At 63.7% G+C, this 12,776-nt stretch carries 7 protein-coding genes; 6 read left to right on the top strand and 1 reads right to left on the bottom strand.

Annotated elements, in window-relative coordinates; genetic code table 11:
- The first annotated feature begins 93 nt into the window (after positions 1–93).
- The 6 genes from recC (at position 94) to yfiB (ending at position 11,795) form a co-directional block, all read left to right on the top strand.
- The gene (gene recC, locus M5G17_RS22105; protein ID WP_273895008.1) at positions 94–3,570 is read left to right on the top strand and encodes an exodeoxyribonuclease V subunit gamma; all 3,477 of its coding nucleotides are present in this window, start codon (positions 94–96) and stop codon (positions 3,568–3,570) included.
- Positions 3,567–7,256, top strand: coding sequence for an exodeoxyribonuclease V subunit beta (gene recB, locus M5G17_RS22100; protein WP_273895006.1), 3,690 nt, complete (start codon positions 3,567–3,569; stop codon positions 7,254–7,256). The genes recC and recB overlap by 4 nt, the downstream gene beginning before the upstream one ends.
- A complete protein-coding gene (gene recD / locus M5G17_RS22095; RefSeq protein WP_273895004.1) occupies positions 7,253–9,334 on the top strand; it encodes an exodeoxyribonuclease V subunit alpha in 2,082 nt (693 codons plus the stop codon). Before recB ends, recD begins: the two co-directional genes overlap by 4 nt.
- A gap of 113 nt (positions 9,335–9,447) precedes the next feature.
- Complete coding sequence (yfiR, locus tag M5G17_RS22090) at positions 9,448–10,023, top strand: regulatory sequestration protein YfiR (RefSeq protein ID WP_273895002.1); 576 nt, start codon at positions 9,448–9,450, stop codon at positions 10,021–10,023.
- Complete coding sequence (gene dgcN, locus M5G17_RS22085; protein ID WP_273895001.1) at positions 10,020–11,291, top strand: diguanylate cyclase DgcN/YfiN; 1,272 nt, start codon at positions 10,020–10,022, stop codon at positions 11,289–11,291. Before yfiR ends, dgcN begins: the two co-directional genes overlap by 4 nt.
- Before the next feature lie 3 nt (positions 11,292–11,294).
- Positions 11,295–11,795, top strand: a complete 501-nt coding sequence (yfiB, locus tag M5G17_RS22080) for an outer membrane lipoprotein YfiB (protein WP_273894999.1) — start codon at positions 11,295–11,297, stop codon at positions 11,793–11,795.
- Between the two features lies 1 nt (position 11,796).
- Here the strand turns inward: yfiB and M5G17_RS22075 are convergent, their stop codons facing one another.
- Entirely contained in the window at positions 11,797–12,744 is a 948-nt protein-coding gene (locus M5G17_RS22075; RefSeq protein ID WP_273894998.1) for a LysR family transcriptional regulator, read from the bottom strand.
- Between the last annotated feature and the right edge of the window lie 32 nt (positions 12,745–12,776).

The following is a 12,776-nucleotide window of genomic DNA, read 5'->3' as shown; positions in this document are numbered from 1 at the left end:
AGGGGTTTTGTCTTTCTGGCTGTTGCACAACACAGTCAGGCTCCCGGAGCATGATAAGGTTTCCCTCTGCCCGCTCAGCCTCAAGGATGCCCAATGCCGCACGCAAACCCACTCATACCAGGTTTCATGGTGGTTCATGGCAACCGCCTGGATGAACTGCGCAGCCTGGTGGTGAGCTGGATGCGGCGTTACCCGCTGGCACCGCTGGAAAACGAAATCGCCCTGGTGCAGAGCAACGGCATCGCCCAATGGCTGAAGCTGGCCCTGGCCGAAGATCCTCAGGACGATGACCAGGGTGGCTGTGGCATCGCCGCCGCAGTCGAGGTGCAGCTACCGGGCAGTTTCATGTGGCAGTTGTATCGTAAAGTGCTGGGCCGCGAAGAAATCCCCGAGGTGTCGCTGCTCGACAAGGCGCCGCTGACCTGGCGTCTGATGCGCCTACTGCCGGAAGTCATCGACAAACCGCATTTCGAGCCGTTGCAGCGCTTTCTCACCGACGACAGCGACCTGCGCAAGCGCTACCAGTTGGCCGAGCGCCTGGCCGACCTGTTCGACCAGTATCAGGTGTATCGTGCCGACTGGCTCAAGGAGTGGGCTGCTGGCCGCCATGTGCTCAACAGCGCACGCGGCGAATCCCGGCCGCTGCCGCCTGCCAACTGCTGGCAGGCAGAGCTATGGCGGGCCTTGCTGCTGGATGTCGGTGAGCAGGGCATGGCCCAGAGCCGTGCCGGTGTTCATCAACGCTTCATCGAGCGGATCAACAGCCTGGAACAGGCCCCACCCGGTTTACCGTCACGGGTCATTGTTTTCGGTATTTCGTCGCTGCCTGCCCAGGCGCTGGAGGCGCTGGCAGGTCTGGCCCGTTTCAGCCAGGTGCTGCTCTGTGTGCACAACCCCTGTCGTCACCACTGGGCCGACATCGTTGCCGACAAGGACCTGCTGCGCCATCAATACAAGCGCCAGCAACGCAAGCAGGGCATGCCCAGCCTGATCGATGCCCAGGCCCTGCACCAGCATGCGCATCCCTTGTTGGCTGCCTGGGGCAAGCAAGGCCGCGACTACATCAACCTGCTCGACAGCTACGACGACCCCAGCAGTTACCGCGCAGCCTTTAGCGATGGGCGTATCGACCTGTTCAGTGACAGTGAGCCGCACACCCTGCTCAACCAGTTGCAGGACGACATTCTTGAGTTGCGTCCGCTGGCCGAAACCCGCGAACGCTGGCCCGAGGTCGATCCAGGCAAAGATCGCTCGGTGCGTTTTCACGTCGGCCACAGCCCGCAGCGTGAAGTGGAAATTCTCCACGACCAGTTGCTTGTGCGCTTCAGCGCCGATCCTGCGCTGCGCCCCCGGGACATCATCGTCATGCTCCCGGACATCAATACCTATGCGCCGCATATTCGCGCCGTGTTTGGCCAGCTGGACCGCAATGATCCGCGCTTCATCCCCTTCACCCTGACCGACCAGGGCCAGCGTGGTCGCGACCCGCTGCTGATTGCCCTGGAACACCTGCTGAAGTTGCCCGACAGCCGTTTTGCCGTCAGCGAGATCCTCGACTTGCTCGATGTACCTGCCTTGCGTGCGCGCTTCGCCATCAAGGAAAGTGACCTGCCAACCCTGCACCGCTGGATCGAAGGTGCAGGCATTCGTTGGGGCCTGAACGCAGAACAACGTGCCGGCCTCGGTTTGCCGGCCGAGCTTGAGCAGAACAGCTGGCGATTTGGTTTGCGCCGCATGCTGCTGGGTTACGCTGTCGGTGTTGGCCAAGGCTGCGATGGCATCGAGCCGTTCGATGAGATCGGCGGCCTGGATGCCGCCTTGATCGGCCCGTTGGTGGCCCTGCTCGATGCCCTGGAAATCGCCCACCAACAACTGTCCCGGGTGGCCACTGCCAACGAGTGGGGCGAGCGCCTGCATGCCTTGCTGCAAGTGTTCTTCCTCGCCGAAACCGAGCATGACGACTACCTGCTGGTGCAGCTGCAAACCCTGCGCGAAACCTGGCTGCAGACCTGCGAATCGGTTGGCCTGCAAGACCTGCTGCCGCTCACCGTGGTCCGTGAAGCCTGGCTTGCCGGGCTCGATCAGGGCCGCTTGTCCCAACGCTTTCTCGCCGGCTCGGTAAACTTCTGCACCCTGATGCCGATGCGGGCGATCCCGTTCAAGGTGGTCTGCCTGCTGGGTATGAACGATGGCGACTATCCGCGTGCGCAACCGCCGTTGGACTTCGACCTGATGGGCAGCGACTACCGTCCAGGTGATCGCTCGCGGCGCGAGGATGACCGCTATCTGTTGCTCGAAGCGCTGCTGTCGGCCCGTGACCAGCTGTACATCAGCTGGGTCGGGCGTAGCATCCGCGACAACAGCGAACGTCCGGCTTCGGTGTTGATCGGTCAATTGCGCGACCACCTGGCTGCGGGTTGGCGACTGGCCGGCGCCGAGGTCGGCGGCAAGCACAATGCCGGCGAACAGTTGCTGCATGCGCTAACGGTGGAGCATCCACTGCAACCCTTTAGTGCCCGCTACTTCCACAAGGGCAGCAGCCTGTTCAGTTATGCCCGGGAGTGGCGCACCTTGCATGTGCCTGGCGATCAACAAGCACCAGCGGATGAACTGCCACCCTACAGTAGCGATGAAGCGCTGACCCTGACCCAGTTGCAGGACTTTCTCCGCCATCCGGCACGACACTTCTTCAGCCAGCGGTTGAAAGTGTTCTTCGAGTCGGTGGAAGCACCTTTGGCCGATGAAGAGCCCTTTGTCCTCGATGCCCTGCAACGCTACAGCTTGAGTGAAAGCCTGCTGGCTGCAGCCCTGGCCGAGCCGCAGGACAGCGAGCGGGCATTGACCACCCAGGCCCGGCGTCTGCAGGGTTGCGGGCTGTTGCCGCTGGCCGGTTTCGGTGAGTGCTTGCAGGCTGAACTGATCGAGCCGTTGCCCGACCTGCTGCAACGTTATCAACAGCTGCTGCAGCAATGGCCTTTGCCTGTGGATAACGCCGTGGCGATCCGTTTCGAGTACCGCCAGCTCAAGCTTGAAGGCTGGTTGGGCCGGCTCTACCAGCGCGATGATGAATCGCTGTTGAGCATTACCACCTTGCCCAATGGCATCAGCAGCGGCCGCACCCTCAAATGGCACCGCCTGACCTCGACCTGGGTCATGCACCTGGCCGCCTGTGCGGTTGGCTTGCAGTTGCATAGCGCGGTGGTCGCCACAGATGTCACGTTGTTGCTTAAGCCCCTGGAGCAGGCCCGTGCAGCTGAGCTGTTGGGTGATTTGTTGCTGGCCCGCCAAGCGGGTATGAACGCACCCTTGCCGGTGGCGGTGAAGACCGCATTCGCCTGGCTGGCCCAGAGCGATGCCGACAAGGCTTTGATGGCTGCGGCCAAGGCCTACGATGGCGATGGCCAGAACACCTTCGGCGAGCGCAGTGAAAGCACTGCGCTGGCCCGTCAGTTCAGCGATTTCGCGGCGCTTGCGGCCAGTGAAGAGTTCGAAGGTTGGTGCGAAGCCCTGTACCGTCCGATGTTCGAAGCGCCCTGGCAGACGCTGGGCAAAGAGGAGAGCGCTCGATGAGCCTTGCTGTTGCCCCTGCCCCCCTGGCCCTGACCTTTCCCCTGTACGGCAGCCAGTTGATTGAGGCCAGTGCCGGTACCGGCAAGACCTTCACCATCTCGGCGTTGTACCTGCGCCTGGTGCTCGGCCATGGCGGCGAGCAGGGTTTTGGTCGCGAGCTGCTGCCGCCACAGATCCTGGTGGTGACCTTTACCGACGCTGCTACCAAGGAGCTGCGAGAACGCATCCGCACTCGTCTGGCGCAAGCTGCGCGCTACTTTCGGGGCGAATTGAGCGAAGCCGATCCCTTGCTCGAGCAATTGCGCGCTGACTATGAGCCGTCGATGTGGGCCAGCTGTGCCAACCGCCTGGACGTGGCCGCGCAGTGGATGGACGAAGCGGCGGTGTCGACCATCCACAGCTGGTGCCAGCGCATGCTGCGCGAGCACGCGTTCGACAGTGGCAGCCTGTTTACCCAGACCCTGGAAACTGACCACAGTGACCTGCTGGGCCAGGTCATGCGTGATTACTGGCGACGCTTCTGCTACAGCATGCAAGGTGATGCGCTGGCCTGGGTGCGGGCGCACTGGGTCAGCCCCGAAGCCTTGCTGCCACGGGTCCGCGGCCTGTTCGGCCGTCTGCGCATAGAGAGTAACGACGAAGAGCCGCAGGCGCTGATCGAAGCGGTGCTGCAGCAACGAGCCGAACTGCTGCACACGCTCAAGGCGCCCTGGGCGCAATGGTCTGGTGAGTTGCTGCAGATCTGCCGTGACGGCCTGGCCGCCAAGCAGGTCGACGGGCGCAAGATGCAGGCGCGTTACTTCGAGCCCTGGTGCGAAAAGCTCAAGGCCTGGGCCGAGGACGATCAGGCGCTGGAGCTGGACCTGGGTACCGGCTTCAGCCGCTTTACCCGCGCCGGCATGGCCGAAGCCTGGAAGGGCGAGCCGCCAGTGCACCCGGCATTGCAGGCGATGGAAAGTCTGCGCGACCAGCTTCAGGGCTTGCCCACGCCTGACGCCTGCCTGCTCGAACATGCTGCTGCCTGGGTCGGTGCACGTTTTGAACAGGAAAAGCGCCGCCGCGCCGAGATGGGTTTCGACGACATGCTCCTGCGTCTGGACCATGCGTTGCGCGGTGATGCCGGTGAGCGCCTGGCCGGGTTGATCCGCGAGCAGTTCCCGGTGGCCCTGATCGACGAATTCCAGGACACCGACCCGGTGCAGTACCGGATTTTCCAGCGTATCTACCGGATTGAGGAGAACCTGCGCGATACCGGTCTGTTCCTGATCGGTGATCCCAAACAGGCGATCTATGCCTTCCGTGGTGCCGACATCTTCACCTACCTGGGCGCACGACGGGCCACGGCCGGGCGCCTGCACAGCCTCGATACCAACTACCGTTCGAGCCAGGCCATGGTCACGGCGGTCAACCATGTGTTCATGCAGGCCGAAGAGCGCGAGCAGGGCCGTGGCGCCTTCCTGTTCCGTGATGGCAGCGACAACCCGGTGCCGTTCCTTGAGGTCATGGCCCAGGGTCGCAGCGAGCAATTGCAGGTCGATGGTGCGCCGCTAGCGGCACTCAACCTCTGGCAACTGAGCAGTGAAGAGCCGGTGTCCGGCGCTGTTTATCGTCAGCAACTGGCCGCCAGTTGCGCCAGCCAGATCGTCGCCTTGCTCAATGGCGGGCAACAGGGGCGCAGTGGTTTCCTTCAGGCCGACCAGTCGCTGCGCGGCTGCCTGCCCTCGGACATTGCCATCCTGGTGCGCGACGGCCGCGAGGCGCAGTTGATTCGTGAAGAGTTGGCAGCCCGCGATGTGCGCAGCGTGTACCTGTCGGACAAGGACTCGGTGTTCGCCGCCCAGGAAGCCCACGACCTGCTGGCCTGGCTCAAGGCCTGCGCCGAGCCGGATGCCGAGCGCCTGCTCAAGGCGGCCCTGGCGAGCATTACCCTCAACCTGCCGCTCAGCGCCCTGGCGCAACTGAACGAGGATGAGCGGGTGTGGGAGCGCTGGGTCATGCAGTTTCGTCAATACCGGCTGATCTGGCGTAGCCAGGGTGTGCTGCCGATGCTGCGGCACCTGTTGCATGATTTTGATCTGCCCCAGGTATTGATGGCCCGCAGCGATGGCGAGCGGGTCTTGACCAACCTGTTGCACCTGGCCGAGCTGCTGCAACAAGCGGCCACCGAACTGGATGGCGAACAGGCATTGATTCGTCACCTGGGCGAACACCTGGCCAGCTCCGGCCAGGCTGGCGAAGAGCAGATCCTGCGTCTGGAAAGCGACGAGCAACTGGTCAAGGTGGTCACCATCCACAAGTCCAAGGGCCTGGAGTATCCCTTGGTGTTCCTGCCCTTCATCTGCACCAGTAAACCAGTGGATGGCTCGCGCTTGCCGCTGGCCTGGCACGACAGCGAGGGCCAGGCGCACATGACTCTGACTCCCGCTGCCGAACAGATCGCCCTGGCCGACGACGAGCGCCTGGCCGAAGACCTGCGCCTGCTGTACGTAGCCCTGACCCGCGCCCAGCATGCGTGCTGGCTTGGTGTCGCCGACCTAAAGCGCGGTACCGGCAAGACCTCGACCTTGCATCGCTCGGCGCTTGGTTACCTGCTGGGCGGCGGCAGCGCCTTGCCGGCCTCGACCCAGTTGGGCGAATGGCTACAGGCCCTGCAGTCTGGTTGCCCGGCCATCTCTTGCATCGAGCGCCCAGCGGCAGAGGATCAGGCCTACAGCGCCCCGCGCAACCAGGCCGAGCTGCTGCCGGCGCGCCAGCCCAAGCGCCGGGCTGCGGAAAACTGGTGGATCGCATCCTACAGTGCCCTTCGCATTGGCGAAGAGGCCATGACCCTGGCGGCCGACAGCTCCCAGGCGCAACAACTGCTCGATGACGAGCGGCCCGACCTGCAGCAACTGCGTGAAGTCATGCCTGGAAGTGGCGACATTCATCGCTTCCCCCGCGGGCCGAATCCGGGCACCTTCCTCCACGGCTTGCTCGAATGGGCCGGTCACGAAGGTTTCGCCCAGGTCAGTGCCAACCCAGAGCAGTTGACTCGCACCGTCGGCCAGCGCTGCAACCGCCGCGACTGGACTGGCTGGATCCCGACCCTCAGCCAGTGGCTACAGCATGTGATCGAGCAGCCCATGGCCCTGGCGCCAGGCAGTTCTCCACTGTCCTTGAGCCAGTTGCGCGGCTACCAGATCGAAATGGAATTCTGGTTCGCCAGCCACAAGGTCGATGTCGGCAGGCTCGATCAACTGGTGTGTGAGCACACCCATCAGGGTGTTGCCCGTCTGGCAGCGCAACCGGCCCAGCTCAATGGCATGTTCAAGGGCTTCATCGACCTGGCCTTCGAGCATGAGGGCCGCTACTACGTGGTGGACTACAAATCCAACTGGCTGGGTCCCGATCACCAGGCCTACAGCGAACTGGCAATGGAAGGGGCGATCCTCAGTCATCGCTACGACCTGCAATACGTGCTCTACCTGCTGGCCCTGCACCGGCAGTTGCGCGCGCGCCTGCCCGGTTATGACTACGACCAGCACGTCGGCGGCGCGTTGTTCATCTTTCTGCGCGGTGTCGAATCGGCATCGCGCGGCTTGTATTTCGTCAAGCCAGCGCGTGAGCTGATCGAGCGGCTCGATGCGCTGTTCCGTGGTGTCAGCGCCCCGCAACAACATGACCTGTTCTTCGGAGATGCACCATGAGCCGTAGCCTCGATGACCTGTTGCCGACGCCACTGGATGCCCGCCATCTGGCCGCTCTGGTGCCATTGAGCAAGGGCGAGGACCTGCTGGCCTTGCTCGATCGCTGGGTTGAGCGAGGCTGGTTGCGAGCCCTGGACCGTGCCTTTGTGAGTTTTCTGGGTGAGCGCGAACCTGGTGGCGACCCCTTGGTGCTGCTGGCGGCGGCCTTGGCCAGTCATCAACTGGGTCATGGCCATGTCTGCCTGGACCTGCAGGCGACGTTGGTCGAACCGGATTTCGCCCTGTCATTGCCACCAGAAGGCGATGCCCTGGCCGGGCCTTTGCTGTTGCCGTCGCAATTGCTTGAACGCCTGGAGCTCGACACCTGGCTGCAGCAACTGCGCAGCAGTCGGCTGGTGGCCCAAGGTAGCAGTGAGCAAGACAGCGCGCGCCCGCTGGTACTCAATGGCCAGCGCCTGTACCTACGGCGTTACTGGGCTTACGAGCGGCGAGTCGACAACGCCTTGCGCGAGCGCCTGCAGCAGGTCGAACCAACCCCGGCGGACCTGTCGGCGCGCTTGGCGCAATTGTTCGAAGGGGGTGCCCCGAGCGGCCAGGTCGACTGGCAGAAGCTCGCCTGCGCCCTGGCCACCCGCAGTGCCTTCAGCATCATTACCGGAGGCCCTGGTACCGGTAAGACCACCACGGTGGTGCGCTTGCTGGCCCTGTTGCAATCACCCGCCGTCGAAGCCGGCCGCCCGCTGCGTATTCGCCTGGCGGCGCCGACCGGCAAGGCTGCAGCACGCCTGACCGAGTCCATCGGCCAGCAGGTTGAGCGCCTGGCGGTGGCCGCTGATGTACGCGAGAACATCCCTACCGATGTCTCCACGGTTCACCGTCTGCTCGGCAGTCGCCCGGGCTCGCGGCATTTTCGCCACCATGCTGGCAACCCCTTGCCGCTGGATGTGCTGGTGGTCGACGAAGCGTCGATGATCGACCTGGAAATGATGGCCAACCTGCTCGGCGCCTTGCCGCCCCATGCGCGCCTTGTACTGCTGGGTGACAAGGACCAGTTGGCTTCGGTGGAAGCCGGTGCAGTACTCGGTGACCTGTGCCGCGATGCCGAAGCCGGGCGTTACAGCCCCCAGACCCAGGCCTGGCTGGAGCAGGTCAGTGGTGCACCCCTGGCCGGTAGCGAACTGCTGCCTGGCAGTACCGATGAGTTTCCCCTGGCGCAGCAAGTGGTGATGCTGCGCTTTTCGCGGCGCTTCGGTGAAGGCAGCGGCATTGGCCAACTGGCGCGCCTGGTCAACCGCCAGGAGGCCGATCAGGCCCGGGCCCTGCTCAACCAGAAGCAGGACGATGTGTTTGCCCTGAGCCTGCGCAGTGAACAGGACCGCAACTTCGATCGTCTGCTACTCGAAGGCCTGGGCCATGGTAGCGACGGGCCCCAGGGTTATCGCAGCTACCTGCAGACCCTGCGCCAGCAGCGCCCGCCACTGGCCACGCCGGTGGACGATCCACGCTGGGAAACCTGGGCCCTGCAGGTACTGCAAGGCTTTGAAACCTTCCAGTTGCTGTGCGCCGTGCGCAAGGGGCCCTGGGGTGTCGAAGGCCTGAACCAGCGGGTCAGCCGAGTGCTCGGCGACGCCGGGCTGATCGACAGCGAGCAGCCCTGGTACGAAGGTCGGCCGGTGCTGATGACCCGCAACGACTATGGCCTGGGCCTGATGAACGGTGATATCGGCATCGCCCTGCGCCTGCCGGATGAGCAGCACCCGGAGCAACAGGTACTGCGTGTGGCCTTTGCCCGTAACGATGGGAAGGGCGGTGTGCGGTTCGTCCTGCCCAGTCGGCTCAACGAGGTCGAGACGGTCTTTGCCATGACCGTGCACAAGTCCCAGGGCTCGGAGTTCACCCACACGGCGCTGGTGCTGCCCGATACCCTCAATCCGGTGTTGACCAAGGAATTGATCTACACCGGTATCACCCGGGCCAAAACCTGTTTTAGTTTGATCGAGCCGCGCCTGGGCGTATTCGAGGACGCGGTGCGGCGTAAGGTCAAACGCATTTCGGGGTTGATGCTGGAACAGGTATGACTAGGGCGATTCGGCCTTTTACCGGATCGCCGCCGGGCAGCTCTCTCGCTGGAAAATCGGGCGCTGTGCTATCGTTGCGGCATCATCCTGCATGGTTTTAAGAGATTTCCTTCATGAATGTGGCCGCCCCGAGATCGGGACGTGTGACGACTCTGACGCGCCCGCTGCTGGCCGCGTTGCTGTTGCTGTTAGGCGTACAGGCCCGGGCTGAATCCTCGGCCACCGTCAATCTTGCCGAGCAGCGGGCCGAAGCGGTCACGCAGGTGGTACTGGGGATCCTTAGCTATGCACGCTGGCCGGTGGAGCCGGCGCAATTGCGCCTGTGCCTGATCGGTCCAACCGAATACGCCGACGATCTGGTCAAGGGCACCACCCAGGCCACCGGCCGGCCGGTGCTGGTGCGTCGCTTACTGGCGGACGACCCGCGCATTGCCAATGAGTGCGATGCCATCTATATCGGCACGCTCAACCAGAACGAACGTGCGCGGCTGTTCAGTGCGGTCAGCGGTCATCCGGTGCTGAGCATGAGCGAGGCAGACGACCCGTGCACGGTGGGCAGCCTGTTCTGCCTGCGGGTCAGCGACCGCCAGGTGGCGTTTGATGTCAACCTCGACTCGGTGGCGCGCAGTGGCGTGCGTATTCACCCCAGTGTGCTGCAGCTGTCGCGGCGGCGGGCGGCGCAACCATGATTGGCTTTGGCAAGGGGCGCGAGCGTCCGACCTTGCGCGCGGTGCTGGGCCGTCGTCACCTGAGCGTGGCACTGCTGGCGGTAGGCCTTGCCGGGGTATCGCTGACCCTGCTCGGGGTTCTGGCCCTGCGCGTGTACGCCAATCACAACCTGCACCTGATTGCCCGCTCGATCAATTACACCGTCGAAGCCGCCGTGGTGTTCAACGATGCGGATGTGGCCAACGAGGCGCTGGCGCTGATCGCCGCCACTGAAGAGGTGGCCGATGCCAAGGTCTTCGATGACAACGGTGCGCTGCTGGCTCGTTGGCAGCGCAGCGAAAGCGGCTTGCTGGCCCAGGCCGAGCAACTGATTGTCCGCAGCCTGCTGGAAGAGCCGATCATCATGCCGGTGTTGCATCAGGGCCAGCAGGTCGGGCGCATCGAGCTGGTGGGCCAGGGCGGTAGCCTGGTGCGCTTTCTGCTCAGTGGCCTGGCCGGGATCCTGCTGTGCATGGTGCTTAGCGCCTTCAGCGCGCTGTACCTGTCGCGGCGAATGTTCGGCGATATCGTCGTACCGCTGCGCAGCCTGGCCAGTGTTGCCCATGCCGCACGCCGCGAACGCAGCTTCGATCGGCGGGTGCCGCCAGCGTCGATCGCCGAGCTCAATGAGCTGGGCAACGACTTCAATGCCTTGCTTGACGAGCTGGAGTCCTGGCAGAGCCACCTGCAAAGCGAGAACGAAAGCCTGGCCCACCAGGCCAGCCATGACAGCCTCACCGGCCTGCCGAACCGGGCATTTTTCGAGGGCCGCCTGAGCCGGACCCTGCGCAATGCCGCCAAGCATCAGGAGCACCTGGCGCTGCTGTTTCTCGACAGCGACAACTTCAAGGAGGTCAATGACAGCTTCGGCCATGCCGCTGGCGATGAAGTACTGATCAGCGTGGCCACCCGGGTGCGCGCCCAGCTTCGGGAAAATGACCTGGTGGCGCGGCTGGGCGGCGACGAATTCGCTGTGCTGCTGGCGCCGCTGCACAAGCGAGAAGACGCCCTGCGTATCGCCGAAAAGATTGCGGCCAGCATGAAACTGCCGATCCGCCTCAGTGAAGGGCGCAGCATCATCACCTCGCTGAGCATTGGTATTGCCTATTTTCCCGACGACGGCCTGAGCCCGTCCGACTTGCTCAATGCCGCTGATGCGGCGATGTATCAGGCCAAGCGTAATTTGCGTGGCCAAGGCGACATGGCAGAGACGGAGCGCTCTGCCCATCAAGTAAAAAACAGGAGCTGAACCGTGATTCACCTAAGCCAACGTCTACGTTTTCACTTTGTCTGCCTGGCCCTGGCGCTGTTTGCCCTGGGCGGTTGCCAGAGCGTGCCGCCCAAAGGCCTGAGCGCCGAACAGATTGCCCTGCTCAAGCAAGAAGGCTTCCAGCTCACCGATGAAGGCTGGGAGTTCGGCCTGTCGAGCAAAGTGCTGTTCGGCAGCGATGTCGACACCCTCAATGCCCAGAGCAAGACCATCGTCGAGCGCATTGGCAAGTCGCTGCTGTCGGTGAACATCCAGCGCGTGCGCGTCGATGGCCACACCGATGCCTCGGGCCGTGCCGGCTACAACGAGCAGTTGTCCAAGCGCCGGGCGCAGAGCGTGGCCAATGTCCTGATCGGCGCCGGCATGCGCGCCGAGAACGTCGAAACCCGCGGCCTGGGTAGCAACGAACCGGTGGCCAGCAACGACACCCGCGCTGGGCGCCTGGAAAACCGCCGGGTATCGATCGTGGTCGCCTCCGACTGAGTCAGTCGGCAAAGCTCATCGAGCGCGACTCGCCCATCAGCAGCGGGGTGTTGCGCTCGGTGACGTCGCGGATGTAGTCCCACAGCAGGGTGATCCGCTTCAACTTCCTCAAGTCTTCCCGGCAGTACATCCAGAACTGCCGGGTAATCTCCACCTCCTGCGGCAGTATCGCCACCAGGCGCGGGTCTTGTGCGGCCAGAAAGCACGGCAGTATCGCCAGCCCGCGCCCCTGCTGGGCCGCGACGTACTGGGCGATGACGCTGGTGCTGCGCAGGTTGGCGCTGGCGGCCGGGATCAGGTTGGCCAGGTACAAGAGCTCGGAGCTGAAGGCCAGGTCGTCGACGTAGCTGATGAATTGATGCCGGGCCAGGTCGCTGCTGCGGGTGATCGGCTCGTGGCTGTCCAGGTACGCCTGGGTGGCGTACAGGCGCAGGCGGTAGTCGCACAGCTTGCAGCATACATAAGGCCCGTGTTCCGGGCGTTCCAGGGCGATGACGATGTCGGCCTCGCGCTTGGACAGGCTGATGAAGTGCGGCAGCGGCAGGATGTCTACCGAGATCGCCGGGTAAGCATCGACGAAGTGGCTCAGTTGCGGGGTGACGAAGAAGCTGCCAAAACCTTCGGTGCAGCCCATGCGTACGTGCCCCGACAGCGCCACGCCAGAGCCGGACACCTGCTCGCAGGCCATGTGCAGGGTGCTTTCGATCGACTCGGCATAGCTGAGCAGGCGCTGGCCTTCGGCGGTGAGGACAAAGCCGTTGGTCCGCGACTTTTCGAACAGTAAGGTGCCCAGCGCCACCTCCAGCGAACTGATCCGCCGCGACACCGTGGTGTAGTCGACGCCCAGGCGCTTGGCCGCGCTGCTGGCCTTGCGGGTACGCGCCACTTCGAGAAAGAACTTCAGGTCATCCCAGTTCAGCGAGCCCAGGGAGGTGATGTTTTTTTGCATGTTGATCCGGCTTTTATGTTCGTTCTTATTAG

The organism is Pseudomonas rubra (assembly GCF_028656935.1).
GTDB lineage: Bacteria > Pseudomonadota > Gammaproteobacteria > Pseudomonadales > Pseudomonadaceae > Aquipseudomonas > Aquipseudomonas rubra.
This window is presented reverse-complemented; position numbering and strand designations above follow the sequence as displayed.

Coding starts and splice junctions, on each gene's coding strand:
- recC (WP_273895008.1), top strand. CDS start 94: ATGCCGCACGCAAACCCACTCATACCAGGTTTCATGGTGGTTCATGGC.
- recB (WP_273895006.1), top strand. CDS start 3,567: ATGAGCCTTGCTGTTGCCCCTGCCCCCCTGGCCCTGACCTTTCCCCTG.
- recD (WP_273895004.1), top strand. CDS start 7,253: ATGAGCCGTAGCCTCGATGACCTGTTGCCGACGCCACTGGATGCCCGC.
- yfiR (WP_273895002.1), top strand. CDS start 9,448: ATGAATGTGGCCGCCCCGAGATCGGGACGTGTGACGACTCTGACGCGC.
- dgcN (WP_273895001.1), top strand. CDS start 10,020: ATGATTGGCTTTGGCAAGGGGCGCGAGCGTCCGACCTTGCGCGCGGTG.
- M5G17_RS22075 (WP_273894998.1), bottom strand. CDS start 12,744: ATGCAAAAAAACATCACCTCCCTGGGCTCGCTGAACTGGGATGACCTG.